The sequence below is a fragment of the Microbacterium sp. F2E genome, from assembly GCF_020905435.1.
GTDB classification, from domain to species: Bacteria; Actinomycetota; Actinomycetes; order Actinomycetales; family Microbacteriaceae; genus Microbacterium; species Microbacterium lacticum.
Genome location: NZ_JAJJIB010000006.1, coordinates 71,492 through 88,503, shown reverse-complemented (window position 1 = coordinate 88,503; position 17,012 = coordinate 71,492). Strand labels below are relative to the sequence as shown.

The 17,012-nt window shown below is 71.0% G+C and carries 14 protein-coding genes, 1 tRNA gene and 1 other RNA gene; 10 read left to right on the top strand and 6 right to left on the bottom strand.

Going from position 1 to position 17,012, the window contains the following annotated elements:
- Window positions 1-4: 4 nt before the first annotated feature.
- On the bottom strand, window positions 5-1,342 hold the full coding sequence (gene glnA, locus LOK55_RS06635) for a type I glutamate--ammonia ligase (RefSeq protein ID WP_229934743.1): 1,338 nt from the start codon (window positions 1,340-1,342) through the stop codon (window positions 5-7).
- A 51-nt stretch (window positions 1,343-1,393) separates the two neighbouring features.
- Window positions 1,394-1,624, bottom strand: coding sequence for an SPOR domain-containing protein (locus LOK55_RS06630; RefSeq protein ID WP_229934742.1), 231 nt, complete (start codon window positions 1,622-1,624; stop codon window positions 1,394-1,396).
- A gap of 70 nt (window positions 1,625-1,694) precedes the next feature.
- Between LOK55_RS06630 and ppgK the strand changes: the two genes are divergently transcribed.
- Window positions 1,695-2,462, top strand: coding sequence for a polyphosphate--glucose phosphotransferase (gene ppgK, locus LOK55_RS06625; RefSeq protein ID WP_229934741.1), 768 nt, complete (start codon window positions 1,695-1,697; stop codon window positions 2,460-2,462).
- Between the two features lie 5 nt (window positions 2,463-2,467).
- Here the strand turns inward: ppgK and rnpB are convergent.
- An RNA gene (gene rnpB, locus LOK55_RS06620) (RNase P RNA component class A) lies at window positions 2,468-2,841 on the bottom strand.
- A gap of 101 nt (window positions 2,842-2,942) precedes the next feature.
- Here rnpB and LOK55_RS06615 point away from each other — a divergent pair.
- Both LOK55_RS06615 and LOK55_RS14235 read left to right on the top strand, forming a co-directional pair.
- Entirely contained in the window at window positions 2,943-3,602 is a 660-nt protein-coding gene (locus tag LOK55_RS06615; protein WP_229934740.1) for an LPXTG cell wall anchor domain-containing protein, read from the top strand.
- Entirely contained in the window at window positions 3,595-5,364 is a 1,770-nt protein-coding gene (locus LOK55_RS14235; RefSeq protein ID WP_229934739.1) for a DUF4012 domain-containing protein, read from the top strand. The genes LOK55_RS06615 and LOK55_RS14235 overlap by 8 nt, the downstream gene beginning before the upstream one ends.
- 12 nt (window positions 5,365-5,376) lie before the next feature.
- On the opposite strand, the gene LOK55_RS06605 is transcribed toward LOK55_RS14235, so the two are convergent.
- Together LOK55_RS06605 and LOK55_RS06600 are read right to left on the bottom strand one after the other, a co-directional pair.
- Window positions 5,377-7,152: a bifunctional 3'-5' exonuclease/DNA polymerase gene (locus tag LOK55_RS06605; protein WP_229934738.1), complete on the bottom strand. Its 1,776-nt coding sequence runs from the start codon at window positions 7,150-7,152 to the stop codon at window positions 5,377-5,379.
- A 13-nt stretch (window positions 7,153-7,165) separates the two neighbouring features.
- A complete protein-coding gene (locus tag LOK55_RS06600) occupies window positions 7,166-7,897 on the bottom strand; it encodes a zinc ribbon domain-containing protein (RefSeq protein WP_229934737.1) in 732 nt (243 codons plus the stop codon).
- Window positions 7,898-8,003: 106 nt separating this feature from the next.
- Here LOK55_RS06600 and LOK55_RS06595 point away from each other — a divergent pair, with 106 nt between their 5' ends.
- Entirely contained in the window at window positions 8,004-9,506 is a 1,503-nt protein-coding gene (locus tag LOK55_RS06595; RefSeq protein WP_229934736.1) for an amino acid permease, read from the top strand.
- Between the two features lie 13 nt (window positions 9,507-9,519).
- Window positions 9,520-9,592 (top strand) — tRNA-Val (locus tag LOK55_RS06590).
- 29 nt (window positions 9,593-9,621) lie between these two features.
- Here LOK55_RS06590 and LOK55_RS06585 read toward each other — a convergent pair.
- Entirely contained in the window at window positions 9,622-10,416 is a 795-nt protein-coding gene (locus LOK55_RS06585) for an MOSC domain-containing protein (protein WP_229934735.1), read from the bottom strand.
- 159 nt (window positions 10,417-10,575) lie between these two features.
- Here LOK55_RS06585 and aceE point away from each other — a divergent pair, with 159 nt between their 5' ends.
- From aceE to LOK55_RS06560, 5 genes are all read left to right on the top strand, one after another.
- On the top strand, window positions 10,576-13,305 hold the full coding sequence (aceE, locus tag LOK55_RS06580) for a pyruvate dehydrogenase (acetyl-transferring), homodimeric type (protein ID WP_229934734.1): 2,730 nt from the start codon (window positions 10,576-10,578) through the stop codon (window positions 13,303-13,305).
- 8 nt (window positions 13,306-13,313) lie between these two features.
- On the top strand, window positions 13,314-14,525 hold the full coding sequence (locus LOK55_RS06575) for a CdaR family transcriptional regulator (RefSeq protein WP_229934733.1): 1,212 nt from the start codon (window positions 13,314-13,316) through the stop codon (window positions 14,523-14,525).
- Between the two features lie 152 nt (window positions 14,526-14,677).
- Window positions 14,678-15,610 carry an ACP S-malonyltransferase gene (locus LOK55_RS06570; RefSeq protein ID WP_229934732.1) on the top strand — a complete coding sequence of 311 codons (933 nt, stop codon included), beginning with the start codon at window positions 14,678-14,680 and terminating at the stop codon, window positions 15,608-15,610.
- Between the two features lie 11 nt (window positions 15,611-15,621).
- On the top strand, window positions 15,622-16,623 hold the full coding sequence (locus LOK55_RS06565; protein ID WP_141379541.1) for a beta-ketoacyl-ACP synthase III: 1,002 nt from the start codon (window positions 15,622-15,624) through the stop codon (window positions 16,621-16,623).
- A 97-nt stretch (window positions 16,624-16,720) separates the two neighbouring features.
- A complete protein-coding gene (locus LOK55_RS06560; protein ID WP_141379469.1) occupies window positions 16,721-16,969 on the top strand; it encodes an acyl carrier protein in 249 nt (82 codons plus the stop codon).
- The last annotated feature ends 43 nt before the right edge of the window (window positions 16,970-17,012 follow it).

The following is a 17,012-nucleotide window of genomic DNA, read 5'->3' as shown; positions in this document are numbered from 1 at the left end:
CGGGTCAGAGCATCTCCAGGTTGCTCTTCAGCTCGAAGGGCGTGACCTGGGCGCGGTACTCCTGCCACTCGCGGCGCTTGTTGAGGAGCACGTAGTTGAAGACCTGCTCGCCGAGCGTCTCGGCGACGAGTTCGGACTCCTCCATGTACTCCAGCGCGTGGTCGAGGCTCGCGGGCAGCTGCGCGTAGCCGAGCGCCCGGCGCTCGGCATCGGTCAGCGACCAGACGTTGTCCTCCGCCTCGGACGGCAGGTCGTACCCCTCCTCGATGCCCTTGAGGCCCGCGGCCAGCAGGAGCGCGTAGGCGAGGTAGGGGTTCGCCGCCGAGTCGAGCGCGCGGTACTCGACGCGGGTCGACTGTCCCTTGTTCGGCTTGTACATCGGCACCCGCACCAGCGCGGAACGGTTGTTGTGGCCCCAGCAGATGAAGCTCGGCGCCTCATCGCCGCCCCACAGTCGCTTATACGAGTTCACGAACTGGTTCGTGACGGCCGCGATCTCGTTGGCGTGCGTCAGCAGCCCGGCGATGAACTGACGACCGACCTTCGACAGCTGGTACTGCGCACCTTCTTCGTAGAAGGCGTTGCGGTCGCCCTCGAACAGCGACATGTGCGTGTGCATGCCGCTGCCGGGCTTGCCCGAGAGGGGCTTGGGCATGAATGTCGCGTAGACGCCCTGTTCGATCGCGACCTCTTTGACGACCGTGCGGAACGTCATGATGTTGTCGGCCGTCGCGAGGGCGTCGGCGTAGCGCAGATCGATCTCGTTCTGGCCCGGGCCGCCCTCGTGATGGCTGTACTCCACCGAGATGCCGAGGTCTTCGAGCATGCGCACACTGCGCCGGCGGAAGTCGTGGGCGGTGCCGCCGGGGACGTTGTCGAAGTAGCCCGCCGAGTCGACCGGTTCGGGACCTTCCGGGCCGAAGGACGACGACTTCAGCAGATAGAACTCGATCTCGGGGTGCGTATAGAACGTGAACCCGGCGTCCGCCGCCTTCGCGAGCGTGCGCTTGAGTACGTGGCGGGGGTCAGCGACGGCGGGTTGTCCGTCGGGCGTCGTGATGTCGCAGAACATGCGCGCGGTCGGGTCGATCTCGCCGCGCCAGGGAAGGATCTGGAAGGTCGTCGGGTCCGGATGGGCGAGGAGGTCCGACTCGTACGAGCGGGTGAGACCCTCGATGGCCGAGCCGTCGAACCCGAGACCCTCGGTGAAGGCACCCTCGACCTCGGCGGGGGCGATCGCCACCGACTTGAGCGTGCCGATCACATCGGTGAACCACAGCCTGACGAACTTGATGCCCCGCTCCTCGATCGTGCGCAGTACGAAGTCCCGCTGCTTGTCCATCGCGTCCTCTCCCACACGGCCCGCGCACGCGCGACCGACTCGAAGGCCAGACTATCGGGCCGCGGTGCCGTCCTGGTCACTCGCGGGGCCCGAACCCCACGCGTCTTCCGCGGCATCCTCCTCCGCCCAGGCCCGCGCGCGCTCCGCGAGGAGCTTCGGTGCGTTCGCGGCCTCCTCCGCCGTGTCGAAGGGACCCGCGCGATCGATCGCCGGCGACTCGAATCCGCGCTCGACGGCGCCCGTCGTGAGGTTGTACCAGTACTTCTCTTCGCCACCGGACATCGCCGACTCCTTCTGTGTCGTTGCGTACGATCCTACGGACCGATGCCGCGGGCTGGATAGGCTGGTCGTCATGACGACGAAAGCGACCCGTGCGGTCGGAGTGGACATCGGCGGCACCGGCATCAAGGGAGCTCTGGTCGACCTCGAAGAGGGTGTGCTGCTCACCGATCGCGTGAAGGTCGCGACGCCCGCGGGCGCCGAGCCGGATGACGTGCTGGCGGCCGTGCGAGTCGTGCTCGACACGCTCGGCGTGGCGGATGCCGAGGTGCCGCTCGGTGTCGCGTTCCCCGCGATCGTGCGACGCGGCCGCACCATGTCGGCGGCCAACGTCTCGCAGAAGTGGATCGGATTCGAGGCAGAGGAGTTCTTCGAGGAGGGGCTCGGCCGCGAGATCCACTTCGCCAATGACGCCGACGTCGCCGGGATCGCCGAGGTGCGCTACGGCGCGGCCCGCGATGTCGACGGGCTCGTGATCCTCACGACCCTCGGAACGGGGATCGGCACGGCGCTGCTGTACAACGGGGTCCTCATCCCGAACTCCGAGCTCGGTCACCTGCAGCGCGCGGAGAAGAAGAAGGACTTCGAGGCCGTTGCCGCCTACTCCGCGATGGAGCGCGAGTCACTGTCGTGGAAGGAGTGGGCAGGCCGCCTGCAGGCGTACTACAACCACCTCGAATTCCTCTTCAGCCCGGACCTGTTCATCGTCGGTGGCGGTGTCTCCAAGCACGCCGACGAGTTCCTGCCGCTGCTGGACCTGCAGACGCCGATCGTGCCGGCACGCGACCGCAACAACGCGGGGATCATCGGCGCCGCGGCGCTGTCGCTGACGGCCGACTGAGGGGGCGAATGGGCCGGCCTGTACGCCGGGTTCTGTCCGGGGGTCTTCACCGAAGCGAGGCCCCGTGGACGGTCATCTCTCTCGGCGACACGTTGCCGTGCCGCTCCAGCGGTCTACCCGGGGACTCGGCGGGCCGCGTCCACATCCCCTGTCTGACCTTGCTCCGGGCGAGGTTTACCGTGCGGGTCGTGTCACCACGACCCCGGTGGTCTCTTACACCACCCTTTCACCCTTACCCCGGAAAACCGGGGCGGTCTGCTCTCTGTGGCACTGTCTCGCGGATCGCTCCGGGTGGGTGTTACCCACCGCCCTGCCCTGTGGAGCCCGGACGTTCCTCGGCGCGGGGTCTCCCCCGCCACGCGACCGTCCAGCCGACCCATTCGCCCGTCGAGTCTACTGTCCGCCGCCTCTCCGGCGTGCTACGGTGTTCGCGCGGGCCCGGCTGGGGGGTTGGGTCCGATTGCCATTGGGGAGGCAGTCATGCGCAAGTTTCTTCTTTCCGTTGCGTGCGCCGCGTTGCTGGTGCTCGGCGTGTCCAGTGCCGCCGCGGCGGCCACCGATTCGGACTCCTACGCGCCGTCACCGCCGGTGACACCGTCGCTGAGCGGGTCGAGCGTCTCGCCCGCCTGCTCCGCGGACGTGCCGTGGATCACGTACTCCGTGGCCCTCAACAATCCGAGCAACGTCGCCACGGGGCACACCGCCCGGCTCGTGCTCTCCAACGGCAGCGACAGCGTCACGATCCCGCTCGGCGAGCTCGTCGACGGCCGACTCTCGGGCGCCGTGCTGTGGCCGGGCGCCTCGGTCGGCGACGACGGACGCGGCAACGGCTGGCCGGGCTGGGAGTACACGAACGGCGAGTGGGTCGAGACCGCCGGCAACTTCGCGTGGACGCGCGGGGAGATCACCGCGACGATCGAGGTGAACCCGACGCTGTCGGTGCCGCTGTCGTACCCGCCGTCGACGCCGCAGTGCCTGACCTCGCCTCCCGGGGCGACCGTCACGACGGCCGGGCTGAGCCTGCCCTCCACTGGTGGCGACGCGGCCGCGGTACTCCCGTTCCTCTGGGGGGCGGGCGCACTCGTCATCGCCGGAGGGACGCTCCTCGTCGTGCGACGCTCCCGTCGCGCGCGTGGCTGACGCTCCGACGACCGCTCCGCCGCGCACGGGTCGCCGGCGCTGGCTCCTCCCCGCCATCGGGGTGGTGCTCGCCCTCATCGTCGGCATCGCCGCGTGGCTCGGCGTGCGGGCGTGGCTCGCGAAGGGCGAGCTGGAGAAGGTGCAGGCGGAACGGACGACGCTGACGGCGGCGATCGGCACGCGCGACATGCCGGCCGCGCAGACGGCACTCGACGACGTGCACGCCCACGCCGCCCGTGCCGCCGAGCTCACCTCCGACCCGCTCTGGCGCGCCGCGGAGGTGCTGCCGTTCGCCGGACCGAATGCCGCGGCGGTGCGCGTGTCAGCGGAGTCGGTGCGCGACCTGACAGCCGCGGCCGACCCGCTCCTCGAAGCCATGCATGCAGGCACTGGCACCGAGCCGGGCGTCGATCTCGCCCGCATCCAGGGGCTCACCGCGCCGCTGCGCCAGACCGCCGACGCGGCCGCCCATGCGCAGACCGAACTCGACCGCATCGACCCCGGCGCCCTGCTGCCGCCGTTGCGCGAGGGCGTGACAGACATCCGCGCGTTCGTGACGGATGCCGCGCCGCTCCTCGACGACGCGGCGTCGGCCGCGTCGACCCTGCCGGCGATGCTCGGAGCGGACGGCGACCGCACGCTGCTCGTGATGGTGCAGAACGCCGCGGAGGCGCGCACCGGTGGCGGCATCACCGGTTCGTTCATCGAGGTGCGCGCGACGGACGGAAAGCTGAGCGTCGGAGCGCACGCCGACTCGGCGAGCTTCGCACGGAGCGCACCGCCGGCCATGGAGCTCCCGACCGAACTCACCGCTCTGTACGGCCCGACGTTCGGTCGATACGTCACCAACATCACCGTCACCCCCGACTTCGATCTGAGCGCCCGTCTCGCGTCGGCGTGGTGGCAGACACTCGCCCAGCCGGCGCCCGATGCGATCGTGTCGATCGACCCGATCGTGCTCCGTGCGCTGCTGCGGATCACCGGCCCGCTCACGCTCTCCGACGGCTCGGTCGTCGACACCGCCTCGGTGATCGAGCAGATGCTCGTGCGTCCGTACCTCGAACGCACCCCGCTCGAGCAGACCGCGATGCAGAGCGACCTCACCCCGCACCTCTTCGAGACGCTGCTCGACACGCCGTTCGACGTGGCCGCCTGGGCGCAGGCGCTGGCCGAGCCCGTCGCGCAGGGCCGCGTCTCGGTGTGGAGCGCGCACGCCGACGAACAGGCGGTGCTCGCCGAGGGCCCGCTCGCCGGCACGCTCGCCCGGTATCGGGCCGCCGGAGACGACGCCATCGGCGTGTACTTCAACGACGCGACCACCGGAAAGCTCGACACCTTTCTCGATGTGCAGGTCGATCCCTCCACGCGCGTGTGCCGGGCCGACGGCGTCGCGGAGGTCGAGGTCGCCGTGACACTGCAGAGCACGCTGACGGATGCCGCGCGCACCTACCCCCCGTCGATGACCGGCGCCACGAACCCGGGAGCGCCGGGCGACATCACGACCGACGTGACCGTCATGGTGCCCAGCGGCTGGTATTTCGGCGGAGTCGAGAGCGGCGGCGCGGCCGTCGTCTCGACCGATGTGCCCGGCGCGAACCCGGCATCCGTCGTCCGCATCGCGCTGACACCGGGACAGTCGCAGACGACGACCTTCCGGTTCCTTGCGGGCAAGGACGGACAGGCGCCCCACCCGGTGATCGTGCACACCCCGATGATGAACCCGGTCACGGTCGCGCCGGTCGCCGCGGCGCCCTGCGACTGACCGCGCCGCGTCTCACCCTTTCGCGGCGTCGATCGAGATGCGGAGGTCCAGCGGGAAGTCGATCGGGAAGCCACCGAACAGCAGCCGTGCGGCCCGCTCGGCGCTCCGCGCGACCGCATCCGCCACCGCCTCCGCCTGCGCGAGCGGCGCGTGCACGATGATCTCGTCGTGGAGGAAGAAGCACAGATGCGCGCGCCGGGAGAACACCGGCCCGGATGCCTCGGCGCCCTGTTCGACCGGCACCGCCGGCAGCTCGGCGAGAAGGCCCCGGAGGTCGGCGAGCCACGCGAGCGCCCACTCGGCCGCGGTTCCCTGCACGACGAAGTTGCGCGTGAAGCGACCTCGATCGCCCGCGGAGCGGCGCGCCTGCGCGCGGTCGGCGTCGGCGGCATCCGGCCCACCGGCGCGCGCCTGCACCTCGTGCCACTCCGAACCGGCCGGCGCGCTCGACCGGCCGAGCCAGGTCGTGACGGCGCCGCCGCTCTCTCCCGTGCGGGCGGCGGCGTCGACCAGCCCCATGGCACGCGGATACGCGCGGCGCAGAGCGGGGACGAGCCGCCCGCTGTCGCCCGTGGTCGCGCCGTACATCGCGCCGAGCATCGCGATCTTCGCCTCGGCGCGCGTGGCGATCGCGCCCGACGCGACGATCCCGTCATAGAGGTCGCGGCCCCGCGCCGCCTCGGCGAGGGCCAGATCGCCCGACATCGCGGCGAGCACGCGCGGCTCGAGCTGCGCGACGTCGGCGACCACGAGCGTCCACCCGGGGTCGGCGTGCACCGCGGGTCGCAGCGCCCGCGGCAGCTGCAGCGCTCCCCCGCCCGACGACGCCCAGCGCCCGGTCACGACGCCGCCGGGCACGTACACGGGCCGGAACCTGCCGCCGCGCGCCCACTCGTCGAGCCATGCCCAGCCGTTGGCGCTCATGAGGCGCATCAGCTTCTTGTACTCCAGCAGCGGCGCGATCACGGGGTGGTCGTACTCCGCCAGCTCCCACCGGCTCGTCGAGCGCGCGTGGATCCCGATTCGGTGCAGGCTCCGCAGCAGCTTCGGCTGCGAGTCGAGGCTCGCCGCCGGGTCGCCGAGCGCGTCACGGACCGCCCGCGCGACCTCCTGCACCCGCGCGGGCGCGGCCCCGCCGGTCGGACGCGCGCCGAGCGTGGCCTCGAGGATGCCTTCGTGCACGTCGAGGCTCCACGGCACCCCGGCAGCCTGCATCTCGGCGGCGAGCAGCGCGCCCGCCGACTCGGCGGCGAGCAGCAGTCGCAGGCGACCGGGGTCGCTCGCCGCGCGGAGGGCGTCCTGCTGGCGGCGAAACTCGGCGAGCACGTCATCGATCCCGTCGGGCACGCCGACCGGTGCCGCCGGGGCGTCGTCGAGGTCGAAGAGGGCGGGCTCCCCCGCCGGGGCGACAGCTGACGAGGCATCCACCGGCGCGGCATCCCACCGCTCGTCGCGAGACGCGTCACCGGGCGCGTCAGCGGACCGGTCTGCGCGCGCGGCCGGGGGGACGAGGGTGCTCGCGCGCAGGATCGCGTGGCACAGCCGGAGGTCGTGGCACCGCGCGATGACCACCCCGGCGGCGAGCATCGCGGGGTACCAGCGCGCCGTGTCGCTCCACACCCAGCGCACGGACGCAGGCGACCCGGACGCCACGACGGCGCTGTCCGCTCCGTCGACCCGCGCGCGGCCGACTTCGGTCAGATCGGCCATCAGCTCGACGACGATCACCGCGTCGCCCTCGCGACCGACCACCCGCCAGCGGATCTCGTCCGCGTCGGCGGCGGTCATGGCCGCGATCGGTTCACAGACCGGATTCGTCGGTGCGCACGAGGATCGCGCCGCACTCGGGGCACGTGACGACGTCGTCGTCGGCCGCCTGGCGAAGCGCCTGCAGATCGGTGCCGGAGAGCACCATGTGGCACGCCTCGCAGGTGCGGCGACGCAGGAGACCGGCGCCGACACCGCGGGCCGCGATCCGGTCGTAGGCGGCGAGGAGCTCTGCCGGCACCTGGGCCGCGAGCGCTGCGCGGTCGCGCGTGGCGGCCTCCCACGTCGCCGTCGCGGCGGCGACGGCGGCCTTCCCTTCGACACTCGCCTGCGCGCCGGCCTCGTTGATCTGCGCGATCACCGTCTCCTGTGCGGCGACCGCCGCATCCGCCGTCTCGAGCCGTTCCATGAGGGCGAGCTCGGCGTCCTCGAGCGCGCTCTTGCGGGCCGCGAGCGACGCGAGCTCGTGTTCCAGCCCCTGCGCTTCCTTCACGTTCGACGTCGAGGCGAGTCGCTCGCGGTCGCGTGCGGCACGGGCATCGACGAGCGCCACGTCGGACTCGAGCCGCCCGAGCTCGGCACGGGCGTCGTCGCGTTCGCCAAGCAGCCCCGTGAGCACCGCCGATTCCGACTGACGCTGCGCGAGCAGCTCGTTCACCCGAGCCGTCTGGGTGGGGTTGCGCCGCTGGTGGTCGGACGAGCGGATGGTCGCGTCGAGGCTCGCGACCTCGAGCAGGAGGAGCTGGTCGGCGGGGCGTGCTTTCACCCGTCCAACCTACCGCGCCGGTCGGGCATCGACCCTTTCCGCGGCGCGGCGAGGCGGTTAGCATGTGGGCTCTGACGTCCGTCGGAGATCCCCGCCAGGAGGACCCATGAGCGTGATGCGCACGAAATCGGTCGAGCGGTCGATCGCCGACACCGAAGCGCCCGAGTTCCGACTGAAGAAGTCGCTCTCCGCCCTCGATCTGACGATCTTCGGCGTCGGCGTGGTGATCGGCGCGGGCATCTTCACCCTCACCGGCCGCGCCGCACACGAGGTCGCCGGTCCTGCGATCGTCGTGAGCTTCGTCGTCGCTGCGATCGCGTGCGCCCTGGCGGCGATGTGCTACGCCGAGTTCGCCTCGACGGTCCCGGTGTCGGGGTCGGCGTACACGTTCTCGTACGCGTCGCTCGGCGAGCTGTTCGCGTGGATCATCGGGTGGGACCTCATCCTCGAGATGTTCCTCGGCGCGAGCGTCGTCGCCCAGGGCTGGAGCGCCTATCTCGGCGCGCTCATGGCCCAGCTCGGGGCCCCGATCCCCGCCGAGATCGGATACGGCGGCACGGTCGATCTGATGGCGATCCTGCTCGTGCTCGTGCTCGGCGCGCTCATGACCCTCGGCATCCGTGAATCGATGCGCGTCAACCTCGTGCTCGTGGGCGTGAAGCTCTTCATCGTGCTGTTCGTGATCGTCGCGGGCATCATGTTCATCAACCCGGCCAACTACTCGCCGTTCGTCCCCGACCCCGCGCCGCGCGAGAGCACGACGGGGCTCACGCAGCCGCTCCTGCAGTTCCTCGCCGGAATCGAGCCGACCGCGTTCGGTGTCGGCGGCATCTTCGCCGGTGCGGCGCTGGTGTTCTTCGCCTACATCGGCTTCGATGTCGTCGCCACGACCGCCGAGGAGACGAAGAACCCGCAGCGCGACATGCCGATCGGCATCATCGCCTCCCTCGCGATCTGCACTCTCCTCTACTGCGCGGTCGCGTTCGTCGTCACCGGCATGGTCCGCTACGATCAACTCGACCCCGCCGCCGCCCTCGCCAACGCCTTCGCGTATCACGGGCAGGACTGGATGGCGACCGTGATCTCCGCCGGCGCCGTGGCCGGTCTCACCACGGTCGTCCTCACCCTCCTCATCGGCGCGACGCGCATCATCTTCGCGATGTCCCGCGACCATCTCCTGCCGGGCGCCCTCGCCAAGGTGCACCCGACGCGTCGCACGCCGTGGCTCATCTCGATCATCGTGACCGTGGTCGTCGCCCTCGTCGCCGGGTTCACGCCCGTCGGCATCCTGGAGGAGATGGTCAACATCGGCACGCTGTCGGCGTTCGTCCTCGTCTCGGTGGGCGTCGTCGTGCTGCGACGCACCCGCCCCGATCTCAAGCGCGGGTTCCGCGTGCCCTGGAGCCCGTTCCTGCCGCTCCTGTCCGCCGCGATCTGCACCTACCTCATGCTGAACCTGACCGTGGAGACGTGGCTGCGGTTCCTCATCTGGCTCGCCATCGGGATCGTGATCTACTTCGCCTACTCGCACCGCCACTCGCGCCTGGGCAAAGATGCCGAGACGTATTACAACCCCGCGGAGCCGAGGGTGGTCGGGCGCGACTCGTAGACTGGTCGCGTCAGGGCCTTTAGCTCAGCTGGTAGAGCGCCACGTTTACACCGTGGATGTCGTCGGTTCGATCCCGGCAGGGCCCACATCCGCCCTCGCGGGAGCGCGACGCCCGCTAGTCGACTCGCACGTCGTCGCCCACCCGGATGCGGCCGGCGCCCGAGACCGGCAGCAGCAGGCGCCCGAGCGTCGGCTGCTGCTGGCCGAACCGGCGGGTCAGGGTCGTGAGGATCGGCGCGTCCCGTTCGCCGGTGTCGGGGTTCGCGTGCGTGGCGAGGCAGCGGACGATCGGCCCCTGCGGGACGAAGAGCACGTCGCCGATGCGCACCGGTCCGCTCCAGTCGAGCTCGGACCAGGCCGCGGCGCCGGCGATGACGACGTTCGAGCGGAATCGCCGGTCGTCGACGGATGCCGGGAGCGCCGCGTCCAGGGCCTCGGCGCTCTCGCGGGTGTGCACCGACACGAAGCCGCGCGCTCGGTCCTGGAACCGGGACGTGACCCCGTCGCCCACGAGCACGAGAGGCAGCCGTCCCGGCGCGTGCAGGCGCGCGGCATCGGGCGAGGAGAGCACGTACTGGGTGACGGTGTCCACGACGAGGCGGCGTCCCGGCTCGTCGATGCCCGCCTCGACGAGCACCTCCGACCCCAGGGCGACCCGCACGCGACGCTCGGCGTCGTCGTACGCCACCGACAGACGCGCGAGCGAGGGGAAGTCCTGCAGCGCGAGACCCTTCGATTTCGGCCAGTAGTCGAGACCGTCGCGCTCCTCCGGCCGGGCGGCGTCGGCGAACCGGAACGCGAGCACCCGGTCCCCCGCGATCCGGCCGTCCTCCTGCACCTCGAGCTCGTCGCGCGTCTCGGGCGTGAAGCCCTTGAGGGGGTGGCGGAAGAGGGCGACGACGTGCGGCACGACGTCCAGTCTGTCAGCCGCGTCGGAGTCGGGAAACGCATCCGACCGGTCTCGGATTATGACTAGGCTGATCCAGGGACGCGTCGTGGACGCTGCACAACGCCGCGCGCTCCCGAAGCCCCTACCTGGCACGATCTGCCAGATGACGAAAGGTGTCTCGTGACGGTCAACGATCAGGATCCGTACTCGCAGGGCCCGCAGGACAGCGATCCCGAAGAGACGCACGAGTGGCAGGAATCGCTGCAGCAGCTCGTCGACGCGAAGGGCGCCGGTCGCGGTCGCGAGATCATGCTGAGCCTGCTGAACAAGTCGCACGAGCTGCAGCTGAACGTGCCCCAGGTCCCCGTCACCGACTACATCAACACGATCGCCCCCGAGAACGAGCCCGAGTTCCCCGGTGACGAAGAGCTCGAGCGCCGCTACCGCCGCTGGATCCGCTGGAACGCCGCGATCACCGTGCACCGCGCGCAGCGACCCGGCATCGGCGTCGGCGGCCACATCTCGACGTACGCCTCGTCGGCGTCGCTGTACGAAGTCGGCTTCAACCACTTCTTCAAGGGTCTGGACGACCCGAACGGCGGCGACCAGATCTTCATCCAGGGCCATGCCTCGCCCGGCATCTACGCCCGCTCGTTCCTCGAGGGCCGCCTCAGCCAGGACCAGCTCGACGGCTTCCGTCAGGAGAAGTCGGCGGCCCCCAACGGCCTCCCCTCCTACCCGCACCCCCGCGTGTTCCCCGACTACTGGCAGTTCCCGACGGTGTCGATGGGCCTCGGCCCGATCAACGCCATCTACCAGGCGATGAACAACAAGTACCTCACCAACCGCGGGATCAAGGACCTCTCCGATTCGCACGTGTGGGCCTTCCTCGGCGACGGCGAGATGGACGAGGTCGAGAGCCGTGGCCAGCTGCAGGTCGCCGCCAACGAGGGGCTCGACAACCTCACGTTCGTCATCAACGCCAACCTGCAGCGCCTCGACGGCCCCGTGCGCGGCAACGGCAAGATCATCCAGGAGCTCGAGGCGTTCTTCCGCGGCGCCGGCTGGAACGTCATCAAGGTCGTCTGGGGCCGCGGCTGGGACGACCTGCTGAAGAAGGATGTCGACGGCGCGCTCGTGCGCCTCATGAACACCACTCCCGACGGCGACTTCCAGACGTATCGCGCCGAGGACGGCAAGTTCATCCGCGACCACTTCTTCGGCCGCGACGAGCGCACCGCCGCGATGGTCAAGGACCTCTCCGACGACTACATCTGGGGTGGCCTGCGCCGCGGCGGCCTCGATTACCAGAAGCTCTACGCCGCCTACAAGGCCGCCGTCGAGCACAAGGGCCAGCCCACGGTCATCATCGCCAAGACGATCAAGGGCTACGGTCTCGGTCACCACTTCGAGGGCCGCAACGCGACCCACCAGATGAAGAAGATGACCCTCGACGACCTCAAGCACTTCCGCGACTCGATGCGCATTCCGATCACCGACGCGCAGCTCGAGGAGAACCCCTACCTGCCGCCGTACTTCAACCCGGGTCTCCAGGACGAGACGATCGAGTACATGGTCGAGCGCCGGCGCGCGCTGGGCGGCTTCCTCCCGGAGCGCCGCACGCACCACGTGCCCATCGAGCTGCCCGGGGACGCGGCGTACGCGCTGCCGAAGAAGGGTTCGGGCACGCAGGAGGTCGCCACGACCATGGCGTTCGTGCGCCTGCTGAAGGACCTGCTGCGCGCCAAGGGCTTCGGCAACCGCATCGTGCCGATCATCCCCGACGAGGCACGCACGTTCGGCATCGACGCGTTCTTCCCGACCGCGAAGATCTACAACCCGCACGGCCAGAACTACACCTCCGTCGACCGCGAACTGCTGCTGGCGTACAAGGAGAGCCCGCAGGGCCAGATCGTGCACGTCGGCATCAACGAGGCCGGCGCGACCGCTGCGTTCACCGCTGCAGGCACGTCGTACTCCACGCACGGCGAGCCGCTCATCCCGGTCTACATCTTCTACTCGATGTTCGGCTTCCAGCGCACGGGCGACGCCCTGTGGGCGGCCGGTGACCAGATGGCGCGCGGCTTCCTGATCGGCGCGACCGCCGGGCGCACGACGCTCACCGGCGAGGGCACGCAGCACGCCGACGGCCACTCGCCGCTGCTGGCCTCGACGAACCCGGCCGTGATCTCCTACGACCCCGCATACGGCTACGAAATCGCGCACATCGTGCGCGCGGGCCTCGACCGCATGTACGGCGGCAATCACCCCGACCCCGACGTCATGTACTACCTCACGGTGTACAACGAGCCGCTCGTGCAGCCCGCCGAGCCGGAGGGCGTCGACGTCGACGGCATCATCCGAGGCATCCACCGCATCTCGGAGGGCACGGGCGAAGGCCCGCGCGCCCAGCTGCTCGCCTCGGGCGTCGGCGTGCCGTGGGCGCTCGAAGCGCAGCAGCTGCTGCGCGATGACTGGGGTGTCGTCGCCGACGTCTGGTCGGTGACCAGCTGGTCGGAGCTGCGCCGCGACGGCCTCGCCGTCGACGAGCACAACTTCCTGCACCCGCTCGACGAACCGCGCACCGCGTACCTCACCGAGAAGCTCCGCGATGCCGAAGGCCCGGTGCTCGCCGTCAGCGACTTCGAACACGCTGTGCAGGACCAGATCCGCAAGTGGGTTCCGGGCTCGTACGCCACCCTCGGCGCCGACGGATTCGGCTTCTCCGACACGCGCGCCGCGGCACGTCGTTTCTTCAAGATCGACGGTCCGTCGCTCGTGGTGCGCACGCTCCAGTCGCTCGCCGAGGAGGGCAAGGTCGACCGCGCCCTGTCGGCGCAGGCGATCGAGAAGTACCGCTTGAACGACGTGACGGCGGGAACGAGCGGCAACGCCGGCGGCGAGAGCTGACCGGATCGATGCCCGCCCGCCCCACCCCGCAGGAGAAGGCGGAGACCCTCGCCTGGCTGCGGCGGATCTCCGGAGACCTGGCGACGGCCACGATCAAGCGACTCGAAGACTCGCTGCCGTGGTACGCCGACATGCCGCCGGCGCGCCGCTCGGCCGTGGGGCTCGTGGCGCAGGCGGGCATCGCCTCGTTCATTCAGTGGTACGACGACCCCGGCTCGACCCCGTGGATCGCGGCCGACATCTTCGCCGCGGCGCCCCGTGAGCTGTTGCGCAGCGTCAGCCTCACGCAGACGCTGCAGCTCATCCGGGTGACGGTCGAGGTGACCGAGGAGCGCGTCGCCGGGCGCGGCGAGGACCTGCGCGAGAGCATCCTGCTGTTCTCCCGTGAGGTCGCGTTCGCCTCCGCCGACGTGTACGCCCGCGCCGCGGAGGCGCGCGGCCTCTGGGATGCCCGGCTCGAAGCCCTCGTCGTCGACTCGATCCTCACCGGCGAGGCCGACGAAGAGCTGCCGAGTCGGATCGCCGCGCTCGGCTGGCACGGCCACGGCGAGGTCGCGGTGCTCGTCGGCACCACGCCTCCGCAGTTCGACGTCGACCAGCTGCGGCGGATGGCCCGCAAGATGGGCGTCGACGTGCTGATCGGCGTGCAGGGATCGCGCCTCGTGCTCGTGATCGGCCGCGCCGACACGCCCGCCGGCGAGGAGAACCGCGCCGAGCTGACCTTCCCCGAGATCGCCACCCGCCTCGAGCCGGGGTTCGGTGCCGGGCACCTCGTGCTCGGCCCCACAGTGCCCGCACTCGTCGACGCCGGGCAGAGCGCCCGCGCCGCCCTCGCCGGGTTCGCCGTGGCCGGAGCGTGGCGCGGCGCCCCGCGGCCGGTCGAGGCCGACGATCTCCTCCCCGAGCGCGCGCTGGCCGGCGACAGCGCGGCCAAGGCCACCCTCGTCGAGCGGATCTACCGTCCGCTGCAAGCGCACTCGTCCGACCTCGTGACGACGCTGTGGAGCTACCTCGACAACGGGCGGTCGCTCGAGGCGACGGCCCGCGAGCTGTTCGTGCATCCCAACACCGTGCGCTACCGGCTCAGGCGCGTGTCCGACGTGATCGGGTGGGATGCCACGGGGCCGCGCGAGGCCCTCATCCTGCAGACCGCGCTCATCATCGGCTCGATCGGCACCGAGGTCACCCGTCGGCGCGCGGGCATGCGCCGCCCGTCCTGACCGACGCCGAGCTCCACAGCGCCGCCGAACCGCCGCACCGCGGCCCCCGCACCGCACGATCGCGCCACCGTTGTACGGTGGACACAAGGCATCCGGCGTTTCTTGTGACATGAGCCCCAGCACACTCCGACAGATCTTGGCAGGATAGAGCAGTGATCATCACCGTCTTCCCCGGACAGGGCGCGCAGACCCCCGGGTTCCTCGGGCCGTGGCTGGCCGTTCCGGGCGTTCGCGAGCGCCTTGAGCGCTACTCCGCCGACAGCGGCGTCGACCTCATCGCCGCCGGCACTGAGTGGGACGCCGACCGCATTCGCGACACGCAGGTGGCCCAGCCCCTCATCGTCGCCGCGAGCCTCGTGTCGTACGCGGCGCTGCTGGATGCCACGGCCATGACACCGCCCACGACGCCGGACGGCGTCGCCGGCCACTCGGTCGGCGAGATCGCCGCGCTGGTCGCGGCGGGCGTGCTCAGCGACGACGACGGCATGCGTCTCGTCGGCATCCGCGGCCGCGCGATGGCCGACGCCGCCGCAGCCGCCCAGACCGGCATGAGCGCGATCATCGGCGGCGACCGCGACGCCGTGCTCGCGCGCCTCGACGAGCTCGAGTTGACCCCGGCGAACCACAACGGGGCCGGGCAGATCGTCGCCGCCGGCACCCTCGACGCGCTCGAGGCCCTCGCCGCCTCGCCTGTCGCGGGCACCCGGGTGATCCCGCTGCAGGTCGCCGGCGCCTTCCACACGCGCTTCATGGCCCCGGCCGTCGACGCGCTCCGGGACGCGGCCGCCCGCATCGAGGCATCCGACCCCACGCTCACCCTCTGGTCGAACAGCGACGGCGCACCCGTCGCCGCCGGCCGACCGGCCCTCGACCTGCTCGTCGCGCAGGTCGCCTCCCCCGTGCGCTGGGACCTCGCCATGGAGTCGTTCGCCGCGCACGAGGTGACCGGCATCATCGAACTCGCCCCGGCCGGCACGCTCACCGGGCTCGCCAAGCGCGCCCTCCGCGGCGTGCCCACCGTCGCGGTGAAGACGCCCGACGACCTCGCGGCTGCCGCCGCTCTGCTGACAGGAGAAGGCGCGTGAGCACCTCGACCATCCGCCCCGCGCTCCACCAGCCCACGGGCCCCGCGCACACGCGGATCTACGCCTACGGCGCCGCCCGCGGCGAGAACGCCGTGCCCAACGACGACCTCGTCGGCCCGATCGACTCCAGCGACGAGTGGATCCGGCAGCGCACCGGCATCATCACCCGCACCCGCGCGAACGCCGAGACCACGGCGATCGAGCTGTCGACCGACGCCGCCGCCGAGGCGATCGCCCGCTCCGGCGTCGACCCGGCCGACATCGACGCGGTCATCGTCGCGACGATCTCGAACCCCAAGCAGACCCCGTCGGTCTCGGCAATCGTCGCCGACCGCGTGGGGGCGAACCCCGCCGCGGCCTACGACGTCAACGCCGCGTGTGCGGGCTTCGCCTACGCCGTCGCGCAGGCCGACGCACTCATCCGGGGCGGCGCCGCGCACTACGCCGTCGTCGTCGGCGCCGAGAAGCTCAGCGACGTCGTCGACCCGACCGACCGCTCGATCTCGTTCCTCCTCGGCGACGGGGCGGGCGCGGTCGTGATCGGGCCGAGCGACTACGCCGGCATCGGCCCGACCGTCTGGGGCTCCGACGGCTCGAAGGCCGACGCGGTGGGCATGAACCACACCCTCGTCGAGTTCCGCGACGGGCTCGCCCCGTGGCCGACGCTCCGCCAGGAGGGCCCGACGGTCTTCCGCTGGGCGGTCTGGGAGATGGTGAAGGTCGCCCGTCAGGCGCTCGAGGCGGCCGGCGTCGAGGCATCCGATCTCGCCGCGTTTGTGCCACACCAGGCGAACATGCGCATCATCGACGAGTTCGCCAAGCAGCTGGGTCTGCCCGAGTCCGTCGTCATCGCCCGCGACATCGAGACCACCGGCAACACGTCGGCCGCCTCCATCCCGCTCGCGACGCACCGCCTGCTCGAGGAGCACCCCGAGGTCTCGGGCGGGCTCGCCCTGCAGATCGGCTTCGGCGCCGGTCTCGTCTTCGGAGCGCAGGTCGTCGTGCTCCCGTGAGGGAACGCCGCCCGCACCTAGACTGATCCAGGACCTTTCCGGGTCCGCGTCCTCGGTGGACCACACCGCGAAACACCCCGAAAACAAGGAGAATCCCATGGCATTCAGCAACGACGAGGTCCTCGCCGGGCTCGCCGAGCTCATCACCGACGAGACGGGCATCTCGGCCGACGAGGTCGCGCTGGAGAAGTCGTTCACCGACGACCTCGACATCGACTCGATCTCGATGATGACGATCGTCGTCAACGCCGAGGAGAAGTTCGGCGTCACCATCCCCGACGAAGAGGTCAAGAACCTCAAGACCGTCGGCGACGCCGTCACCTTCATCACCACCAACCAGGGCTGATCGCCTCCGGGCGTCACCCAGCTGACCCGCCTGAACCGGTGGG